Annotated in this window: 22 protein-coding genes and 1 other annotated feature; of the genes, 20 read left to right on the forward strand and 2 right to left on the reverse strand. The window is 47.5% G+C overall.

Features of this window, described 5'->3' with window-relative positions:
- Positions 1–114 precede the first annotated feature (114 nt).
- The 17 genes from ACWJJ5_RS11520 to pheA all read left to right on the forward strand — a co-directional run bounded on the left by ACWJJ5_RS11520 (position 115) and on the right by pheA (position 13,074).
- Positions 115–1,116: an SPOR domain-containing protein gene (locus tag ACWJJ5_RS11520; RefSeq protein ID WP_278071204.1), complete on the forward strand. Its 1,002-nt coding sequence runs from the start codon at positions 115–117 to the stop codon at positions 1,114–1,116.
- Positions 1,117–1,256: 140 nt separating this feature from the next.
- Positions 1,257–1,826 carry a Maf family protein gene (locus ACWJJ5_RS11525; RefSeq protein ID WP_070082167.1) on the forward strand — a complete coding sequence of 190 codons (570 nt, stop codon included), beginning with the start codon at positions 1,257–1,259 and terminating at the stop codon, positions 1,824–1,826.
- Positions 1,827–1,857: 31 nt separating this feature from the next.
- Complete coding sequence (gene radC, locus ACWJJ5_RS11530; protein WP_007408165.1) at positions 1,858–2,553, forward strand: RadC family protein; 696 nt, start codon at positions 1,858–1,860, stop codon at positions 2,551–2,553.
- A 91-nt stretch (positions 2,554–2,644) separates the two neighbouring features.
- Positions 2,645–3,658 (forward strand): cell shape-determining protein MreB, encoded by a 1,014-nt coding sequence (mreB, locus tag ACWJJ5_RS11535; protein ID WP_003152647.1) that lies wholly within the window; start codon positions 2,645–2,647, stop codon positions 3,656–3,658.
- Positions 3,659–3,688: 30 nt separating this feature from the next.
- A complete protein-coding gene (gene mreC, locus ACWJJ5_RS11540) occupies positions 3,689–4,552 on the forward strand; it encodes a rod shape-determining protein MreC (RefSeq protein ID WP_003152649.1) in 864 nt (287 codons plus the stop codon).
- Positions 4,549–5,067, forward strand: coding sequence for a rod shape-determining protein MreD (gene mreD, locus ACWJJ5_RS11545; protein WP_454022415.1), 519 nt, complete (start codon positions 4,549–4,551; stop codon positions 5,065–5,067). Before mreC ends, mreD begins: the two co-directional genes overlap by 4 nt.
- A gap of 53 nt (positions 5,068–5,120) precedes the next feature.
- The gene (gene minC, locus ACWJJ5_RS11550) at positions 5,121–5,801 is read left to right on the forward strand and encodes a septum site-determining protein MinC (protein WP_003152653.1); all 681 of its coding nucleotides are present in this window, start codon (positions 5,121–5,123) and stop codon (positions 5,799–5,801) included.
- A gap of 2 nt (positions 5,802–5,803) precedes the next feature.
- Positions 5,804–6,607: a septum site-determining protein MinD gene (minD, locus tag ACWJJ5_RS11555; RefSeq protein ID WP_003152655.1), complete on the forward strand. Its 804-nt coding sequence runs from the start codon at positions 5,804–5,806 to the stop codon at positions 6,605–6,607.
- A 127-nt stretch (positions 6,608–6,734) separates the two neighbouring features.
- Positions 6,735–7,538, forward strand: coding sequence for a M23 family metallopeptidase (locus tag ACWJJ5_RS11560; protein ID WP_007408168.1), 804 nt, complete (start codon positions 6,735–6,737; stop codon positions 7,536–7,538).
- Positions 7,531–8,397: a M50 family metallopeptidase gene (locus tag ACWJJ5_RS11565; RefSeq protein WP_454022416.1), complete on the forward strand. Its 867-nt coding sequence runs from the start codon at positions 7,531–7,533 to the stop codon at positions 8,395–8,397. The genes ACWJJ5_RS11560 and ACWJJ5_RS11565 overlap by 8 nt, the downstream gene beginning before the upstream one ends.
- 58 nt (positions 8,398–8,455) lie before the next feature.
- Positions 8,456–8,529 (forward strand) — a sequence feature (ribosomal protein L21 leader region).
- A gap of 13 nt (positions 8,530–8,542) precedes the next feature.
- The gene (gene rplU / locus ACWJJ5_RS11570; RefSeq protein ID WP_003152660.1) at positions 8,543–8,851 is read left to right on the forward strand and encodes a 50S ribosomal protein L21; all 309 of its coding nucleotides are present in this window, start codon (positions 8,543–8,545) and stop codon (positions 8,849–8,851) included.
- A gap of 2 nt (positions 8,852–8,853) precedes the next feature.
- Positions 8,854–9,195 (forward strand): ribosomal-processing cysteine protease Prp, encoded by a 342-nt coding sequence (locus tag ACWJJ5_RS11575; RefSeq protein ID WP_060674727.1) that lies wholly within the window; start codon positions 8,854–8,856, stop codon positions 9,193–9,195.
- 12 nt (positions 9,196–9,207) lie between these two features.
- Complete coding sequence (gene rpmA, locus ACWJJ5_RS11580; RefSeq protein WP_003152662.1) at positions 9,208–9,492, forward strand: 50S ribosomal protein L27; 285 nt, start codon at positions 9,208–9,210, stop codon at positions 9,490–9,492.
- Positions 9,493–9,809: 317 nt separating this feature from the next.
- On the forward strand, positions 9,810–10,388 hold the full coding sequence (locus tag ACWJJ5_RS11585; RefSeq protein WP_077722649.1) for a sporulation initiation phosphotransferase B: 579 nt from the start codon (positions 9,810–9,812) through the stop codon (positions 10,386–10,388).
- 31 nt (positions 10,389–10,419) lie between these two features.
- Positions 10,420–11,706, forward strand: a complete 1,287-nt coding sequence (obgE, locus tag ACWJJ5_RS11590; protein ID WP_003152665.1) for a GTPase ObgE — start codon at positions 10,420–10,422, stop codon at positions 11,704–11,706.
- 53 nt (positions 11,707–11,759) lie between these two features.
- On the forward strand, positions 11,760–12,203 hold the full coding sequence (thrR, locus tag ACWJJ5_RS11595; RefSeq protein WP_007408173.1) for a transcriptional regulator ThrR: 444 nt from the start codon (positions 11,760–11,762) through the stop codon (positions 12,201–12,203).
- Between the two features lie 13 nt (positions 12,204–12,216).
- The gene (pheA, locus tag ACWJJ5_RS11600; protein WP_003152668.1) at positions 12,217–13,074 is read left to right on the forward strand and encodes a prephenate dehydratase; all 858 of its coding nucleotides are present in this window, start codon (positions 12,217–12,219) and stop codon (positions 13,072–13,074) included.
- 25 nt (positions 13,075–13,099) lie between these two features.
- On the opposite strand, the gene ACWJJ5_RS11605 is transcribed toward pheA, so the two are convergent.
- The gene (locus ACWJJ5_RS11605) at positions 13,100–13,642 is read right to left on the reverse strand and encodes a transcription repressor NadR (RefSeq protein WP_014305508.1); all 543 of its coding nucleotides are present in this window, start codon (positions 13,640–13,642) and stop codon (positions 13,100–13,102) included.
- A complete protein-coding gene (locus ACWJJ5_RS11610) occupies positions 13,639–14,790 on the reverse strand; it encodes an IscS subfamily cysteine desulfurase (RefSeq protein WP_146277253.1) in 1,152 nt (383 codons plus the stop codon). The genes ACWJJ5_RS11605 and ACWJJ5_RS11610 overlap by 4 nt, the downstream gene beginning before the upstream one ends.
- 105 nt (positions 14,791–14,895) lie before the next feature.
- Between ACWJJ5_RS11610 and nadB the strand changes: the two genes are divergently transcribed.
- From nadB to nadA, 3 genes are read left to right on the forward strand one after another with little or no spacing between them, the layout of a single operon-like run.
- The gene (nadB, locus tag ACWJJ5_RS11615; protein WP_146277251.1) at positions 14,896–16,461 is read left to right on the forward strand and encodes an L-aspartate oxidase; all 1,566 of its coding nucleotides are present in this window, start codon (positions 14,896–14,898) and stop codon (positions 16,459–16,461) included.
- Complete coding sequence (nadC, locus tag ACWJJ5_RS11620; protein WP_094247694.1) at positions 16,443–17,291, forward strand: carboxylating nicotinate-nucleotide diphosphorylase; 849 nt, start codon at positions 16,443–16,445, stop codon at positions 17,289–17,291. Before nadB ends, nadC begins: the two co-directional genes overlap by 19 nt.
- A gap of 1 nt (position 17,292) precedes the next feature.
- Positions 17,293–18,396 (forward strand): quinolinate synthase NadA, encoded by a 1,104-nt coding sequence (gene nadA, locus ACWJJ5_RS11625; protein WP_024085652.1) that lies wholly within the window; start codon positions 17,293–17,295, stop codon positions 18,394–18,396.
- Positions 18,397–18,486 lie beyond the last annotated feature (90 nt).

Genomic DNA, 18,486 nt, shown 5'->3' on the forward strand with positions numbered 1-18,486 from the left:
ACGTTTTTTGGACAAGACGACAAAAGTCTTGTTCTTTTTTTTTTCGCCTATGCTAAAGTGTGAACCATGATCAGTTCAAGGTACGGCCAAGACGAATGCAAGGGGGAAGAGACGTTGAAAAAAAGGAAGAGCAAAAAGCACAGCAAAGCTAAAAACAATGCCCTTAAAGTAACCATTAACGGACAAGAAGAAACGATGTATGGACAAGAAGATGTGAATGAAGGCGGGGAGAAGACCGTCACATTTTCCAATTGGGAAGAAACAAAAAAGGCGGAACAGGAGACCGCCGCTTCCCATGAAGATCCGAAAGAAGAAGATTTCAATTGGGATCATGAGAAGAATTCTGAGGTATTTGAAGATGACCCGAAAGTCGTTCCGCCATACCAGAAGAAAAAAACAGGCCCTCATTTTCCGAAAAAAAAGCAGCCGTCTTCTCCAGTTAAAAAAGCGGTCACGACAATTGCCGTTGCGGCTGTTTTAGGCACCGGGCTCGGCCTTGTCGCCTTAAATATGTCGGGAAGTAAAGAAGCCTCCGCTCCGGCATCAGCTGACAAAGGTTCACAAGGGCAGACGGTGAAAGCGGGTGATGTTTCTAAAGACAAATCTGAAACAGCCGGCACAGGAGATGCGGAATCTTCAGTGGGAAACTATAAAACATATGCGGTGCAGGCCGGAAAATTTTCATCAGAAAAAGGAGCGCAAACGCTTGTTGACCAGCTGACTGAAAAAGGATACTCGGCCGTCTCTCTGGCAAAAGAAGACGGATACACATACGTGATCGCCGGGCTTGCAGCGGAAAAAAGCTTATCACAGCAATTGGGTCAGACACTGATAGACCATGATTTTGAGGCTTGGGGCGGAAAAGAGCTCAGCTTTGCGGTCGATTCAGGGCTGGAAGACTCTTTTAAACAGGCATCTGAGCTCTCCGCCAAAGCGATTATCGGCAAAGATCTTTCAAAAACGGAAGTGGCTGAAGCGGCAAAAGCGGCAGACGGCGCAGACGCCGCTGACAAAAAGCAGAAAGAGGCCGTGCTTCAAGCGCTGAAAGAACTGGAAACGTCGGGGTCAGAATCCGGCTGGAAAGCCCAAAAAGAGCTTTTAAGTGTTGTAAAATAGTATCTCATTTCCCGTCATCCGGCGGGATTTTTTATTTTGTCATCAAAAAGTTATTTTTCTGAAATTGTGGTTGCCCGTTTGATTTGGTAGGATAGACAAGTATCTTTTTTTCTTAAGCAAACCCTGAAAGGATGACAACCATGACAAAACGCTTAATACTCGCATCACAATCTCCGCGAAGAAAAGAACTCCTTAATCTTCTTCAGATTCCTTACAGCATTATTGCGAGCCGCACAGAAGAAAAATTAAATCGAAACCTTTCGCCGGAAGAAAACGTCCAATGTTTGGCCGAGCAAAAAGCCGGTGCTGTATTGGCCGAAAATCCCGATGCAGTCGTTATCGGGGCTGACACGATGGTGTGCATAGACGGCGAGTGCCTCGGCAAACCGCGTGACAGGGAAGAAGCGGCACAGATGCTGCGGAGGCTTTCCGGCCGAAGCCATCAAGTCATTACGGCGGTCAGCATTCAGACGCATGACCGGAAAGAAACATTCTGTGACACGACGGAAGTGACGTTTTGGCCGCTCAGTGAAGACGACATACAGCTCTACATTGAAACAAAAGAACCGATGGATAAAGCAGGTGCATACGGCATCCAAGGAAAAGGCGCGCTTTTAGTGAAAAAAATAGACGGTGATTTTTATTCTGTCGTCGGGCTTCCTGTCGCTAAAACAATGAGAGCCTTGAAAGAATTTAATATAAAAGCTTGATGTTCAAACCGGGAAGGGGAACAAGGAGGGGTTGATCATCCGTGATCTGCCGTTAAAATTAAGAGATTTCCCCGAAAAAGAAAAACCGAGAGAGCGGCTTCTGCACTTCGGAGCCGAACATCTCTCTAACAATGAATTGCTCGCCATCCTGCTGCGGACGGGAACGAAACATGAGTCCGTCATGAACCTCGCTCACCGGCTGCTGCGGACGTTTGACGGGCTGCGCCTGTTAAAAGGCGCCTCTGCCCAGGAGCTTTCCAGCATTCCGGGAATCGGCACGGTGAAAGCCGTTCAGATTCTTGCCGCAATTGAGCTGGGGAGCCGCATTCATAAGACATCCGCCGGGGAGCATTGCGTCATCCGCTCTCCGGAAGACGGGGCGAAGTATGTGATGGAGGATATGCGCTTTTTATCCCAGGAGCATTTTGTCTGTTTATATTTAAATACCAAAAATCAAGTCATTCATAAACGCACCGTTTTTATCGGAAGTCTGAATTCATCTATTGTCCACCCGCGGGAGGTGTTTAAAGAAGCTTTCAAACGATCCGCCGCGTCCTTCATTTGCGTTCACAATCATCCTTCAGGAGATCCTACACCGAGCAGGGAAGATATAGAGGTAACCAGGCGGCTTTTTGAGTGCGGAAATTTAATCGGCATCGAGCTGCTGGATCATTTGGTCATTGGTGATAAAAAATTTGTGAGTTTAAAGGAAAAAGGATATTTGTAACACTTTTTTTTTCGTTGATTTAAGATATAATAGATTTTATGAGTTTTTCCCTTTAGGGTATTTTTGCTTTAAGAAAGGAAGATACATACATATGTTCGGAATTGGTACAAGAGACCTTGGTATAGATTTGGGAACCGCGAATACGCTTGTGTTTGTTAAAGGTAAAGGAATCGTAGTGAGAGAGCCGTCTGTCGTTGCTCTGCAAACGGATACGAAGTCAATCGTTGCGGTCGGTAACGATGCGAAAAACATGATCGGAAGAACTCCGGGCAACGTGGTTGCGCTCCGTCCGATGAAAGACGGCGTTATCGCTGACTATGAAACAACTGCGACAATGATGAAATACTATATTAATCAGGCTGTGAAAAATAAAGGATTGTTTGCGAGAAAGCCGTACGTTATGGTGTGTGTGCCGTCAGGTATTACGGCCGTTGAAGAACGGGCGGTCATCGACGCGACAAGACAAGCGGGCGCACGTGACGCTTATCCGATTGAAGAACCGTTTGCGGCCGCAATCGGCGCGAATCTTCCTGTATGGGAGCCGACGGGCAGCATGGTCGTTGATATCGGCGGCGGAACAACTGAAGTGGCGATCATTTCTTTAGGCGGCATTGTCACGTCCCAGTCCATCCGCGTAGCCGGTGACGAAATGGACGACTCAATCATCAGCTATATCAGAAAAACATATAATCTGATGATCGGTGACCGTACGGCGGAAGCCATTAAAATGGAAATCGGTTCAGCCGAAACCGGTGAAGAAAATGCGTCAATGGAAATCCGCGGCCGTGATCTTCTGACAGGTCTGCCGAAAACGATCGAAATCACGGGAACGGAAATTGCAAATGCACTGCGTGATACAGTTCTCTCAATCGTTGATGCGGTGAAGAGCACGCTTGAAAAAACACCGCCTGAGCTGGCCGCTGACATTATGGACAGAGGTATTGTATTAACAGGGGGAGGCGCCCTGCTCCGCAATCTCGACAAAGTCATCAGCGACGAAACGAAAATGCCTGTTCTTATCGCTGAAGATCCGCTGGATTGTGTTGCGATCGGCACTGGAAAAGCACTGGAGCACATCCATCTTTTCAAAGGAAAAACAAGATAATCAGGAGTTAAATAGAAGAGGTGTATCACGATGCCGAACAAACGGTTAATGCTATTACTTCTGTGTATTATCATATTGGTGGCTATGATTGGATTCTCGCTGAAGAACGGCCGTAATACCACCTGGCCTGAAAAGCTGATCGGTGATACGACGGGAGTATTTCAAAACATTTTTCACACGCCTGCCGAATATTTTGCAGGGTTCTTCGGGGACATAAAAGACCTGAAAAACACGTACAAAGAAAACGAACGCTTAAGACAAAAGCTGGACGGACAGACACAATATGAAGCAAAGCTCCAAGAACTCAAAGATGAAAACAAGAAGCTGCGTGATGAACTCGGGCATGTCAAATCAATTTCCGACTATGATCCGATTTTAGCGACCGTTATCGCGAGAAACCCTGATCAATGGTACAAGCAGATCATGATCAATAAGGGAACGAAGCACAAAGTGGCCAAAGACATGGCTGTCACGAACGAAAAGGGTGCGCTGGTCGGGAAGATCAAAAGCAGCGGACTCAACAGTTTCACATCCGCCGTTCAGTTGCTGAGCGATGTTGACCGCAATAACAGAGTGGCCACCAAAATCTCCGGCAAAAAGGGAAGCAAAGGCTACGGTTTAATTGAAGGGTATGATAAAAAGAAACAGACCCTGAAAATGACCATCCTTGAACCGGATGAAAAACGTGAAGTGAAAAAAGGCGACCTCGTGGAGACCTCCGGAACGGGCGGCGTATTTCCTCAAGGGCTGACGGTCGGCGAAGTGACCGATGTAGAATCAGATGCTTACGGCCTGACGAAAATCGCTTACGTGAAACCGGCTGCCGACTTGTACGATCTTGACCATGTCATCGTCGTGAACCGAAGCGTAGCAACAGGGGAGGAAGGATCGTGAAACGTTTCCTTCTCCCTTTGATTATGATTTTGGTCTTTTGTGCGGAAAGCATCTATACCGATCTGGTGCGTTTTCCTTTCGTTTCCGTCGAGCAGCAGGTCGTTCCGCATTTTCTTTTGCTTGCGGTGATTTTTATGTCGGCTTATATCAACCAAAAGCATGCGGTGATCTACGGTCTCATTTTCGGACTTCTTTATGACATCAATTATACGGGTGTTTTAGGCGTTTATATGTTTGGTTTTGCCGGATTATGCTATCTGGCGGCCAAAGCGTTTAAAGTGCTGCAGACAAACGCCCTGATGGTTATTCTGGTCGCGGTGCTGAGCGTATGTGTGCTTGAATTTTACGTCTACGGCATTCAGACGTTAATCCGCAGCGGCACTATGACGTTTAACGATTTTGTCATTCAGCGGTTCTTGCCGACCGCTTTGCTGAATATCGCGGGAGCCGTTATATTAGTCCTGCCCTTCAGGCTGTTTTATATAAGTCTGAAGAAAGAATTAAGAGATGAGTAAAAAGGATTTTATCTTTTTTTGACGAAAAGAGTATGTTGTTGAGGTGAACATTGATGAAGACCAAAAAGCAGCAATATGTAACAATAAAAGGAACAAAAAACGGCTTAACATTGCATCTGGATGATGCGTGTTCTTTTGATGAGCTCCTCGATGGTCTTCAAAACATGCTGTCGATTGAACAATATACTGATGGCAAAGGCCAAAAAATCAGTGTTCATATTAAACTCGGGCATCGGTATCTGTATCAGGAACAGGCAGAGCAGCTGACTGATCTGATCGCGTCAAAGAAAGATTTAGTCGTGCATTCAATTGACAGTGAAGTCATCGCCAAAGAAGAAGCGCAGCGGATGAAAGAGGAGCAGGAAATTGTTTCGGTTTCCAAAATCGTCCGTTCGGGCCAGGTGCTTCACGTGACGGGAGATTTGCTTTTAATCGGAGATGTGAATCCCGGCGGTACGATCAGAGCCGGAGGAAATATATTTGTTCTCGGTTCATTAAAAGGGATTGCCCACGCGGGTTATAACGGAAATAACCGGGCTGTGATCGCCGCATCCGAAATGATGCCGACACAATTGAGGATCAATCACGTGTTAAATCGCTCCCCAGACCACATTCAAAAAGGGAACGACATGGAATGTGCTTATTTAGATACTGACGGAAATATGGTCATTGAACGCCTTCAGCAATTGGCTCATTTAAGACCTGATCTAACAAGGCTTGAGGGAGGAATGTGAAATTGGGTGAGGCTATCGTAATAACTTCGGGAAAAGGCGGAGTAGGTAAAACAACAACATCTGCAAACCTCGGTACCGCCTTAGCCATTTTAGGGAAGCGCGTCTGTTTGGTAGACACAGATATCGGACTGCGCAACCTTGATGTCGTAATGGGTCTTGAAAACAGAATTATTTACGACTTAGTAGATGTAATTGAAGGCAGATGCAAGACGCATCAGGCGCTTGTCAAAGACAAACGTTTTGATGATCTGCTACATTTAATGCCGGCTGCCCAGACAAGCGACAAGACGGCTGTTGTCCCTGAGCAGATCAAATCGCTTGTGCAGGAGCTTAAGCAGGAATTTGATTATGTCATTATTGATTGTCCGGCCGGAATTGAACAAGGCTATAAAAATGCCGTCTCCGGAGCTGATAAGGCGATTGTTGTGACGACGCCGGAAATATCAGCGGTGCGGGACGCTGACCGCATTATCGGACTTTTGGAGCAGGAAGATATCGAACCGCCGCGCCTTATCGTGAACCGCATCAGAAATCACCTGGTGAAAAACGGTGACACGATGGATGTGGATGAAGTTGTTCATCATCTGTCTATTGATCTCCTCGGAATCGTTGCTGACGATGATGAAGTGATCAGGGCTTCAAATATCGGCGAACCGATTGCCATGAATTCCAAAAACCGCGCCAGCATTGCGTACCGCAATATCGCCCGGCGCATTTTAGGAGAATCCGTTCCTTTGCAGGTGCTTGAAGAGCAGCAAAAAGGGATGATGGCGAAAATCAAGTCATTTTTCGGCGTGCGTTCATAATATATACCAGAATACAAAGATCTGATGAAGCCCAGCTTATCAGGTCTTTTTTGTTTTTTAAGAGCGCATATTTGCAATGGACAAGACATAGGATGTACAAACCCAACGATTGCAAAGGATGATGGCGATGAGTCACAGAGCTGATGAAATTAGAAAAAGACTGGCCAAAAGAAGAAAACAGCGGCCTGAATCAAAACGGACTTTCGTTCAAAACGCTCAAACGCAGAATTTTCCCGCGTGGCAGACGGTCAAGGAGCAGGAAAAGCACAAGCTTCTTCCGGACTACGAATATCAAACGGAACACCCGCCCGAATTTAACGGGCGGCATCCATTGATCAGCGCTCATTCTATTATTTTAAAATGCCTGCTGGCCGCCTGTCTCGTACTGATCTCCGCTATTGCCTATAAAACTGACAAACAGCCGCTGAGTCAGATCAAACCGGCAATCGCACAAACCTTTCAAAAAGAATTTCAGTTTGCTGCCGTAAGCAATTGGTTCGTATCTTCCTTCGGAAACCCGCTCGCTTTTCTTACGCCGGGAACGAAAAAGAAGGACGGTCAGGTGGCGGTCAGTCAGGATATGGCCGTTCCTGCCGCGGGGAAAATCCAGCAGGACTTTCAAAATAACGGAGAGGGCGTCGTCGTCGAAACCGCCAGTGAAGCCATTGACAGCGTAAAAGAAGGCTACATTATGGAAGTGAGCAAAGATAAAAAAACAGGGCTGACGGTGAAGGTGCAGCACGCCGACAATACAAGCAGCATTTACGGCCGGCTAAAAGATGTTAACGTTTCATTGTACGACTTTGTCGATAAAGGGAAAAAGATCGGTTCGATCAAGCTTAACGATAAAAGTAAAGGCCAGTACTATTTCGCGATCCAGGATGGCGATAAATTCATAGATCCGATCCAGGTGATCACTTTTGATGAATAAATGGCTCATCCTCCTTTTTAAAATTCATGTCCATCCTTTTCTTTGGATTATTATGGGGCTCGGTCTTATGACGGGGCACATCAAAGCGCTGCTGTGTCTTTTGCTGGTCGTATCCGTTCATGAGCTGGGGCATGCTGTTCTGGCTGTGTTTTTTTCGTGGCGCATTAAACGCATCTTTCTGCTCCCTTTCGGCGGGACGGTTGAGGTGGAGGAGCACGGAAACCGGCCGCTTAAAGAGGAATTCGCGGTCATCCTGGCGGGGCCGCTTCAGCATGTGTGGCTTCAGGCGGCAGCCTGGCTCTTTTTCATGTCAGGCTTTGCAAGTGAGCAGACATTTGAGATGTTTACCTTTTATAATCTCTCCATTCTTTTCATCAATCTTTTGCCGATCTGGCCGCTTGACGGCGGCAAGTTCGTGTTTTTATACTTCTCTAAACAAATGGCTTTTCAAAAAGCGCATCTCCTCAGCCTGCAGACATCGGCCGTTTCCGCTCTTTTGCTCTGCTGCTGGATTGTGCTGGCCGTCCCCCTTCAGGTCAGCGCATGGGTGCTGTTCGTCTTTCTCGCCGCTTCTTTATGGGATGAATACCGGAAGCGGCATTATATTCAGCTGAGGTTTCTTTTGGAGAGATACTACGGCAAAAACCGAGATGTCGCCATGCTGCATCCTTTGACGGTCGCGGCCGATGCCAAAGTAAAGCATGTCATGGCCGAATTCAAACGGGGATGCAAGCACTCCATTATCATTGAAAAAGCCGGCGAAAAGCTCAGCCAGCTCGATGAAAATGAAGTGCTTCATGCGTATTTTGCCGATAAACGGACAGATTCCTCTATGGAAGACCTGCTGCTGCCTTACTAGAAATAGATTGACATATCCTTTTGGTTCTGATATATTTTTTAATGTTATGGATGTAGCACCAATGCTACAACCGCTCGGGACAGGTGATAAGAGCTTTAAAGCCCCCTGTTGCTGGCGAGTCTTAGTCTAATAGGAGGTGCAGAGAATGTACGCAATCATTAAAACAGGCGGAAAACAAATCAAAGTTGAAGAAGGTCAAACTGTTTACATCGAAAAACTTGCTGCTGAAGCAGGTGAAACAGTGACGTTTGAAGACGTATTGTTTGTTGGCGGAGACAGCGTGAAAGTCGGCAACCCAACAGTTGCAGGCGCGACAGTTACAGCTAAAGTTGAAAAACAAGGCCGTGCGAAAAAAATCACTGTTTTCCGTTACAAGCCAAAGAAAAATGTTCATAAAAAACAAGGTCATCGTCAGCCTTATACTAAATTGACAATCGAAAAAATCAACGCGTAAGCATGATTGAGGCAACAATTCGAAGATCCCGGGATGACGGGGGCATTTTGTCCTTTGAAATGACGGGACATGCCGATTTTGCTGAACATGGACGAGATCTCGTTTGCGCCGGGGTCACGGCTGTCGTTTTCGGAGCGGTCAATGCGGTTATCGCGCTGGCTCCTCTCGAACCGATTCTTGATATAGGCGAGGACGGGGGGTATTTCTACTTTGAATTCCCTGAAGCCGCTGATCAGGAAGCTTTGCAAAAAGCGCAGCTGCTGATTGAAGGCATGATTGTTTCTCTTGAAACGATCGAGCGGGATTACAGTGAACACTTACGGTTGACTGCAAACCAAATATAGGAGGTGAGTTACATGCTTAGATTAGATCTTCAGTTTTTCGCTTCTAAAAAAGGTGTAGGTTCTACAAAGAACGGACGTGACTCTGAATCTAAACGTTTAGGCGCTAAACGTGCAGACGGTCAATTCGTAACAGGCGGATCTATCCTTTACCGTCAACGCGGAACGAAAATCTACCCAGGTGAAAACGTGGGCCGCGGAGGAGATGACACTCTTTTTGCTAAAATCGACGGAACTGTTAAATTCGAACGTTTCGGCCGTGACCGCAAAAAAGTGAGCGTATATCCTGTAGCTCAATAATGACACAAAAAACTCCGGTCGTTGACTGGAGTTTTTTTTGCAGTAAGCGGAGTAACATCAAGAATGAAAAGCAGAGGATGCGTGAGTGAACCCCGCCTTGAATGAGGACATCAGCTTCTCATACCCACTGGATATGTTCCCCAAGCAGTGATACCAAAAATGTTTCTGCCTGGCATCCGCATTGTATGCGATCCGAAAAAGGAACATGATGAACCAGGAAAAACAAGTGTTTTTTTAACAAAGCCTTCTCTGTTATAATTCATAGTACACACTTATCAAGACTCCTAAAAAGAAATTAAACGATTGGGAGTGCGAAAATGAAGGATGTATCGAAGAAACAAGAAGAACCTGTAAGCGATGCGGCTCTGATCAATGAACTGATCCAATTAATGGGCCATTTCCGTCATGATTGGATGAATAAGCTGCAGCTGATAAAAGGAAACTTAAGTTTGCAGAAGTATGACAGAGTCGTTGAAATTATTGACGAAATGGTCATAGATGCAAAGCACGAATCAAAGCTCTCAAACCTGAAAACCCCGCACTTGGCGTTTGACTTTCTGACATTTAATTGGAAGTCCCGTTATATGAGGCTCGAATACGAAGTGCTCGGAGAAATTAAAGATTTATCGGCATATGATCAAAAGCTGTCGAACCTGATGAGAAAACTGTTTCATCTGTTCGGTCTGGCGGTAAGCAATGAAAGTGAAAATCATCTGACCGTATCGCTGCAGACAGATCACCCTGACAGACAGCTTATTGTATATCTCGATTTTCATGGAACGATTGCAAATACAGATGTGTTTGATGAATTTCGCAAATCGCGGTATGAGGACTTTGATGTCATGCAATTTGAGCTGACCGGCCATGAATGTGTGGCCGAAATTGGAATGAACTAGCGGTTTTTTACGGTTTAGAACGGAGGATATTATGTTTGTAGATCAGGTGAAAGTATATGTAAAAGGCGGCGACGGCGGTAACGGAATGGTTGCGTTCCGCCGTGAAAAATATGTGCCGAAAGGCGGGCCTGCCGGCGGTGACGGAGGTAATGGAGGCGACGTCGTTTTTGAGGTTGATGAAGGACTGCGCACGCTTATGGACTTCCGGTACCAGCGCCATTTCAAAGCGATACGCGGCGAGCACGGCATGTCTAAAAACCAGCACGGCAGAAATGCGGACGATATGGTTGTTAAAGTTCCGCCCGGCACAGTCGTAACGGATGACGATACAAAACAGGTCATTGCCGATCTGACAGAGCACGGGCAGCGCGCCGTCATCGCAAAAGGCGGACGCGGCGGACGCGGAAATACCCGCTTTGCGACACCGGCCAACCCGGCACCGCAGCTGTCAGAGCACGGAGAGCCCGGAAAAGAGCGCTATATCGTGCTTGAACTGAAAGTGCTTGCAGACGTAGGTCTCGTCGGCTTCCCGAGCGTCGGAAAATCTACGCTTCTGTCTGTCGTTTCATCGGCAAAGCCGAAAATCGCCGATTATCATTTTACAACGCTTGTTCCGAATCTGGGCATGGTGGAAACGGATGACGGAAGAAGCTTCGTCATGGCGGATCTGCCCGGTTTGATTGAAGGAGCGCACGAAGGAGTCGGCTTAGGCCACCAATTTCTCCGCCATATCGAACGGACGCGCGTCATCGTTCACGTTATTGACATGTCAGCGATGGAAGGCCGTGATCCGTATGAGGATTATGTGACCATTAATCAGGAGCTCAGTGAATATAATCTGCGGCTGACGGAGCGTCCGCAAATTATCGTTGCGAATAAAATGGACATGCCCGAAGCGGCTGAAAATCTTAAAGCGTTTAAAGAAAAGCTTCAGGATGATCACCCTGTCTTCCCGATCAGCGCGGTGACGAGAGAAGGGCTCCGCGATCTTCTGTTTGAAGTCGCCAACCAGCTGGAAACAACGCCTGAATTCCCGCTGTATGATGAAGAAGAACTGGCGGAAAACCGCGTAATGTACACGATGGAAGATGAAGAAATTCCATTTGACATTACCCGTGATCCGGACGGCGCGTTTGTGCTTTCAGGTGACAGTCTGGAACGTCTCTTTAAAATGACTGACTTCTCCCGTGACGAATCCGTCAAGCGTTTTGCAAGACAGATGCGCGGTATGGGCGTTGATGAAGCACTCAGAGAACGCGGTGCTAAAGACGGCGATATCATCCGGCTGCTGGAATTTGAATTTGAATTTATTGATTAAAAAAATGGAGAGCTTGCAATGCAGGCTCTCTGATGTAAAAGGGAGGGGTGCAGGTGAAAGAAGAGACATTTTATTTAGTGCGTGAAGACGTTCTGCCTGATGCGATGCGGAAAACCCTTGAAGTCAAAAAGCTGCTCGACAGAAAAAAGGCTGAATCGGTTGCAGATGCCGTGCAGAAAGTTGATTTAAGCAGAAGCGCTTTTTACAAATACCGAGATGCGGTTTTCCCTTTTTACACGATGGTTAAAGAACAAATAATCACACTTTTCTTTCATTTGGAGGATCGGTCAGGCGCGTTATCCCAGCTTTTGCAGGCGGTGGCTGACTCAGGAAGCAACGTGCTTTCCATTCACCAGACGATTCCGCTTCAGGGCAGGGCGAATGTCACGCTCTCAATCAGTACGTCCGCAATGGAAGAAAACATTCATACGTTAATGAATAAACTGAGAAAATTTGATTTTATAGAAAAAGTTGAGATCTTAGGGTCAGGCGCGTAAGGAGAGAAGAGACATGAAAGTCGGTTATTTAGGGCCAGAAGCCACATTTACACATCTAGCAGTCAGTTCCTGCTTTCAAAACAGCGTGACACAAGCACCTTATCAAACAATACCGGCATGCATGGATGCGGCGGTTGCGGGAGAAGTTGATCTTGCATTTGTTCCTTTGGAAAACGCGCTGGAGGGCTCGGTTAACTTAACGATTGACTACTTGATTCATGAGCAGCCTCTTGCGATCGTGGGGGAAATGACGCTGCCGATTCACCAGCATCTGCTCGTTCACCCTTCGAGAGAAAATGAGTGGAAAAAGCTTGAGAAAATTTATTCTCATTCCCATGCGATTGCGCAATGTCACAAATTTCTTCACCGGCATTTTTCGTCCGTTCCTTATGAGTATGCGAAGTCAACAGGTGCGGCTGCCAAGTATGTCAGTGAGCATTCGGACCTTCCGATCGGCGTGATTGCAAATGAAATGGCGGCCGCTACATACGGATTGAGCATCGTGAAGCGGGATATTCAGGATTATCAGGACAACCACACGAGATTTGTCATTCTTTCGCCTGAAAAAGACGTCTCATTCGAAGTGAATGCGAAACTGTCTTCACGGCCGAAAACGACGATGATGGTAACGCTTCCCCAAGATGACCAATCAGGCGCGCTGCACAGGGTGCTGTCCGCTTTTTCATGGAGAAACCTGAATTTATCAAAGATCGAATCGCGCCCGACAAAAACGGGTCTCGGCAACTATTTCTTTATTATTGATATTGAACAGGCGATGGATCAGGTTCTCATTCCCGGTGCCGTTCAAGAGATGGAAGCCCTCGGCTGCCGGGTCAAGCTTCTGGGAACATATCAATCCTATTCGATATAAAAAAAGCCCTTCAGGGGGCTTTTTTTTAATCTTTTATTAAAATACCCGCGTCGTCCAGCGCTTGGCAGGCTTGGTCAATCCGCTCTTTTGTCGGGGCGCTTAACGTATGGAGATGCACGCCTCCGGTCAGCTGTGAAAGATAAGCGGCATTTGTCGAGTTAATGTGATCCATGAATTGTTTGACTTCTTTCCGTGTGCTGACTCTTATGGCGGCGGTTAAATCGCCGTATACGGGGTGTTCAATAATGACGTCCTTTATGGTGACGCCTTCATCGACAATGAGTTCAAGCTCTTCTTCCGTCCGCTCCGGGCCGTGCAGACAGGCGACAATCCGTTCGGCGTTTTTTTCGCCGCCGGCATTCATGCTGATGTATAAATAGCCTTGGCTCGTCGCGATAATCGGTTCGCTTTTTGCTTTCAAGAGCGATATGTCCTGCACGATCACCTGTCTTGAAACATTTGCTTTTTTGGCCAATTCGCCTCCTGTTAATGGCGAGCCGGCTTCTTTCAGCCAATGAAGCAGCATGTCGCGTCTTTTCGCCCCAGTAAGCTTCGTTCCTTCTGTCAAATTGCTGATTCTCCTTTCTTTTGCTCCCATAGCGCCGTAAATGTATGTATCAGCATATCGAGCTGTTCACATGTTGTTTCGTTTCCGAATGAGATCCGGAAAAACTGCCGCGCTTCCCGTTCGGTTTTTCTCAGCGCCTTCATAGCTGAAGAAGGGCCGTGGCTGCCGGCGGAACATGCGCTCCCGGTTGAGATGCAAATATCGTTACGATTACATTCTAACATAATATATTGTCCTTCAAAGGAGTGAAAAAAACACCCGACAATGTGGGGCAGGCATTCACCGCCGGTTTCTTCCTCTGAAAATGAAATGGGAAGGCCTTGACGCCGAATTTGATCATACAAATAATTCCTCAGCCTGTCAGCATGCTCACGGTGTTCCTCCATATGTTTCACTGCATGCTCCGCAGCAGCGGTAAAAGCGCCGATGGCCGGCACATTCACCGTACCGGGCCTGAACCCGTTTTCATGCACGGTATGCGGATAAACCGGATTCCAGCTGACACCGGGCCGAATGTAAACAGCCCCGGTGCCTTTCGGGCCGTATACTTTATGACCGGAGACGGAAAGGGCGTCGATTCCCGCCTGATCCGCATCAATCGGCAGTTTGCCGAAACTTTGGACACAATCGCAATGCAGCAAAATGTTTCTCTGGTGAAGAAAAGCGGCCAGACGATTCACAGGCTGGATGAGGCCGGTTTCTGAATTGGCGTGCTGTATGGAAACGAGCCCCGTGTCAGGTCGGATATGAGCCGCCAGTATGTCCTCGGTTATAAGGCCGTTTTCGTCGGGATATATGATGGTGACATCAATTCCCCGGTCAGCTAAAAACGCCGCGGCATTATGGATCGAGTGGTGTTCCATTGCGGTCGTAATAAAATGTTTTTTGTGGTCGGGCAGACCGTGCAGCAACGATTGGACGGCCAAGATGTTCGCTTCCGTTCCGCCGCTTGTAAAGTAAATGCCGTCTGCCGCTCCGCCGATCAATTTTCCTGCAGAATGTCTGCAATATTCCAGCACGTCCGCCGCTCTTCCTCCGGCGTCATGAAGGCTGCTTGCATTGCCGTATACCTCTGTGCTGAGATGCTGAAAGACTTTCGCGGCTTCTTTGCTTAAAGGCGTTCCCGCCGCGTAATCAAGATAAATCATACAGCCCGTCTCCTATCCGTTTATGTTAAAAAAAGCTTGAGTTTATTTTATCGTTGTGTAAATATAGGTGTCAAGACAGGTGTAAATATAACAGGAGGGTGATGTATGTCTGAAAAAACAATTATCGTCATTGGTTCGGGGACGGCGGCCCTTGCCTGTGCTTCCTCATTTCCTCCGTCATACCAAGTGACCGTCATTACAAAGAGAAACGTAACGAACAGCAATTCGCATTATGCTCAAGGCGGGATTGCTGTGTCATACGCAAAAGATGACTCTATAGAATCCCATGTGAACGATACACTGTATGCGGGATGCGGACACAATGACGTGACAGCCGTGCGGCATTTGCTGAAAAGCGGACAGAGCATGATAAACAGGCTGATAGAAGGCCATTTCCCTTTTGATACGAAGTCGGATGGAACCTTTTGTCTCGGCAGGGAAGGCGCTCATTCCAAAAGGAGGATTCTGCACGCCGGGGGAGATGCGACCGGACGGATGCTGGTTGAGTTTCTGGTTCAGCAGTTGAGGGACGGCATTCGGATCATTGAACACGAGACGGTTGTTGATCTGCTGATTGAACACGGGCGATGCGCAGGCGTTGCCGTAAAGGATGCTTCAGGCGCCGTTTCTTACAGAAGGGCGGATTGTGTAGTGCTTGCTTCAGGCGGCTGCGGCAGTCTGTACCAATATCACACAAATGATTCCGCCATAACGGGAGACGGCATCGCTCTTGCCTTCCGTGCGGGAGCTGAGATCACGGATATGGAGTTCACCCAGTTCCACCCGACCCTCCTTGTGAAAAACGGGACTGTGTACGGTCTGATTTCTGAAGCAGTGAGAGGAGAAGGCGGATATTTAGCGGATCGCTTCGGGCGCAGGATCATGGCTGACAGACACGCGCTTGAAGATTTGGCGCCCCGGGATGTGGTTTCACGGGCGATTTATGAAGAAATGATGAAAGAAAATCCTGTTTTTATAAATTGCAGCCGAATAGCCGATTTTAACAAACGTTTTCCGACCATAACAGAAATTTGTCAAACAGCTGGCGTTGATCTTGAAAGCGGGATCCCCATAGCACCCGGAATGCATTTTTTAATGGGCGGAGTAAAAGCCGATACATGGGGGAAAACGTCCGTGCCTGATTTGTACGCCATAGGCGAGACCGCCTGCACAGGCTTGCACGGGGCGAACCGCCTTGCGAGCAACTCACTGCTGGAAGCGCTGGCAAGCGGGCAACGATGTGCTGAACATATCATTCAAACACCGTTAAACGGAAGATATAAAAAAACCCCGAAGAAAACTGATGTCATCTTACAAGTGCCGGACACAACGCTTCATGTGCTTCAAGCCAAAATGACAACCGGAGCGGGCATCGTCAGGGAAAAAGAAAACCTGCAGGCGCTGGCATCCTGGCTTAACAACGTATCTGTGCGTCATATAAATGTGAAGGATATCACAATGGAACAAGCCGAGCTATCCTGCCTATGGAAGACTGCGCAATTTGTTGTGACCTCAGCCCTTATTCGGGAAGAAAGCAGAGGCGCTCATTTTCGCACTGATTTTCCCGGGACGGGGAAAGAGTGGCACGGAAAACAAATCATTCATTCAACATCTGGAACAGTTATCAGAAAAAACGAAAGGATTGGGGAACTATGGACATTCTGCAGCTGAAACAAATGCTGACTCATTTTTTTCAGGAAGATATCGGAACGGGTGATGCGACGTCACAAGCGATTTTTTCTGATCAGCAATGTAAAGCGCGGATCATCGCAAAAACAGACGGCGTGTTTGCCGGAGAAGACGTTATCCGTGAAGGATGGAAGCTTTTACACGATGATATCCGCATCCGCTCCCTGAAAAAAGACGGAGAACGGATGAAAAGAGGAGACGTGCTCGCTGAAATGGAAGGCCGGGCGGCAGCTCTTCTTACGGGGGAGCGGGTCATTCTGAATCTCATACAAAGAATGTCAGGCATTGCGACCATGACGGATGAGGCCAAAAGGCGTCTTGATGATCCGTCCATCAAGCTTTGTGATACGAGAAAAACGACACCCGGGCTCAGAATGCTGGAAAAATACGCTGTGCGCATCGGAGGCGGTTTTAATCATCGCTTCGGCTTATATGACGGCATCATGATTAAAGATAATCATATTGCCGCCTGCGGATCGATAAAGGCAGCCGTGGAGCGGGCAAGAAAAACAGCGGGGCAGATGCTTGCGGTGGAAGTCGAAATCGAATCCGAACAGCAGCTGCTCGAGGCAATAGAAGCGGGCGCAGACATTATTATGTTTGACAACTGTCCGCCTGAGTCCGTCCGGCGTTTTGCAGGCATGACACCGGGTCATATCAAAACGGAAGCATCCGGAGGCATAACGCTCGATACATTGCCCGCTTATAAAGGGACGGGCGTCCAATATATTTCACTCGGATTTCTGACTCATTCAGTAAAAAGCGCCGACATCAGCATGGATGTTGAGGCTGCGGAACAGGGGGATTTATAAGATGTCTATTTTTGACGTGTTAACTGCATCAGCCGAAATGATGCCGAGCCATTATAAAGACATGAGCACCGGAGAAATGGAAAAGCGTGTCGCCGCCATTAAACGGGATTTCGGAAAGCGCCTGTTCATTCCGGGACATCACTATCAAAAAGACGAAGTGATACAATTCGCCGATACGGCAGGTGACTCTCTGCAGCTTGCTCAAGTGGCGGAAAAAAATAAAGAGGCGGAATATATTGTGTTTTGCGGCGTGCATTTTATGGCGGAAACCGCTGATATGCTGACTGATGATAACCAAACCGTCATTTTGCCTGACATGCGCGCCGGATGCTCGATGGCTGATATGGCAGATATTCAGCAGACGGACAAAGCATGGCAAGAGCTTCAAGAACTGTACGGTAACACCATCATTCCGTTAACATATGTTAACTCGACGGCGGAAATTAAAGCATTCGTCGGACGGCACGGAGGAGCGACCGTCACCTCTTCGAATGCCCGGAGTGTGCTGAAATGGGCTTTTAAACAAAAAGAAAGAATTTTATTTTTGCCGGATCAGCATTTAGGCAGAAATACGGCCTATGACCTCGGCATTCCGCTGACAGAAATGGCTGTATGGGACCCGGGGCAGAACCGATTGCTTACTGACCATCCGGAAAACATTAAAGTCATCCTTTGGAAAGGGCATTGCTCCGTACACGAAAAGTTTACAGCGGAAAATATTTCTCAGCTGCGGCAGCGGGATTCCGGCATCCGCATTATCGTTCATCCGGAATGTTCGCGGGAAGTGGTCTCGCTCAGTGACGACAGCGGGTCTACCAAATATATTATTGATACGATTGAACAGGCAGAACCGGGAAGCAAGTGGGCGATCGGCACGGAAATGAATCTTGTTCAGCGCCTCATTCACTCGCACCCGGATAAACAGATTGAATCATTGAATCCCGATATGTGTCCGTGTCTGACAATGAACAGAATCGACCTGCCGCATTTATTGTGGTCGCTTGAGCAGCTTGAAAAAGGCGAGCCGAAGGGTGTCATTAAAGTTCCGGAAGCGGTTCGGACAGAAGCGCTTCGTGCTTTGAACAGAATGCTGAGTCATACGTAATCATAAAAATTTCCCCTCCTTCCCAAATTTTTTATCATCATGCCCAGTCCACCGGCATATAGTGTGAAGAAACGTATTGTAATGACAAAT

Source organism: Bacillus sp. JK74, assembly GCF_053663395.1.

What these genes read in the sequence shown, in the direction of transcription:
- ACWJJ5_RS11525 (WP_070082167.1), top strand. Translation starts at nt 1,257, where the DNA reads ATGACAAAACGCTTAATACTCGCATCACAATCTCCGCGAAGAAAAGAA.
- mreB (WP_003152647.1), top strand. Translation starts at nt 2,645, where the DNA reads ATGTTCGGAATTGGTACAAGAGACCTTGGTATAGATTTGGGAACCGCG.
- mreC (WP_003152649.1), top strand. Translation starts at nt 3,689, where the DNA reads ATGCCGAACAAACGGTTAATGCTATTACTTCTGTGTATTATCATATTG.
- minC (WP_003152653.1), top strand. Translation starts at nt 5,121, where the DNA reads ATGAAGACCAAAAAGCAGCAATATGTAACAATAAAAGGAACAAAAAAC.
- ACWJJ5_RS11560 (WP_007408168.1), top strand. Translation starts at nt 6,735, where the DNA reads ATGAGTCACAGAGCTGATGAAATTAGAAAAAGACTGGCCAAAAGAAGA.
- ACWJJ5_RS11565 (WP_454022416.1), top strand. Translation starts at nt 7,531, where the DNA reads ATGAATAAATGGCTCATCCTCCTTTTTAAAATTCATGTCCATCCTTTT.
- rplU (WP_003152660.1), top strand. Translation starts at nt 8,543, where the DNA reads ATGTACGCAATCATTAAAACAGGCGGAAAACAAATCAAAGTTGAAGAA.
- ACWJJ5_RS11575 (WP_060674727.1), top strand. Translation starts at nt 8,854, where the DNA reads ATGATTGAGGCAACAATTCGAAGATCCCGGGATGACGGGGGCATTTTG.
- rpmA (WP_003152662.1), top strand. Translation starts at nt 9,208, where the DNA reads ATGCTTAGATTAGATCTTCAGTTTTTCGCTTCTAAAAAAGGTGTAGGT.
- ACWJJ5_RS11585 (WP_077722649.1), top strand. Translation starts at nt 9,810, where the DNA reads ATGAAGGATGTATCGAAGAAACAAGAAGAACCTGTAAGCGATGCGGCT.
- obgE (WP_003152665.1), top strand. Translation starts at nt 10,420, where the DNA reads ATGTTTGTAGATCAGGTGAAAGTATATGTAAAAGGCGGCGACGGCGGT.
- pheA (WP_003152668.1), top strand. Translation starts at nt 12,217, where the DNA reads ATGAAAGTCGGTTATTTAGGGCCAGAAGCCACATTTACACATCTAGCA.
- ACWJJ5_RS11610 (WP_146277253.1), bottom strand. Translation starts at nt 14,790, where the DNA reads ATGATTTATCTTGATTACGCGGCGGGAACGCCTTTAAGCAAAGAAGCC.
- nadB (WP_146277251.1), top strand. Translation starts at nt 14,896, where the DNA reads ATGTCTGAAAAAACAATTATCGTCATTGGTTCGGGGACGGCGGCCCTT.
- nadC (WP_094247694.1), top strand. Translation starts at nt 16,443, where the DNA reads ATGGACATTCTGCAGCTGAAACAAATGCTGACTCATTTTTTTCAGGAA.
- nadA (WP_024085652.1), top strand. Translation starts at nt 17,293, where the DNA reads ATGTCTATTTTTGACGTGTTAACTGCATCAGCCGAAATGATGCCGAGC.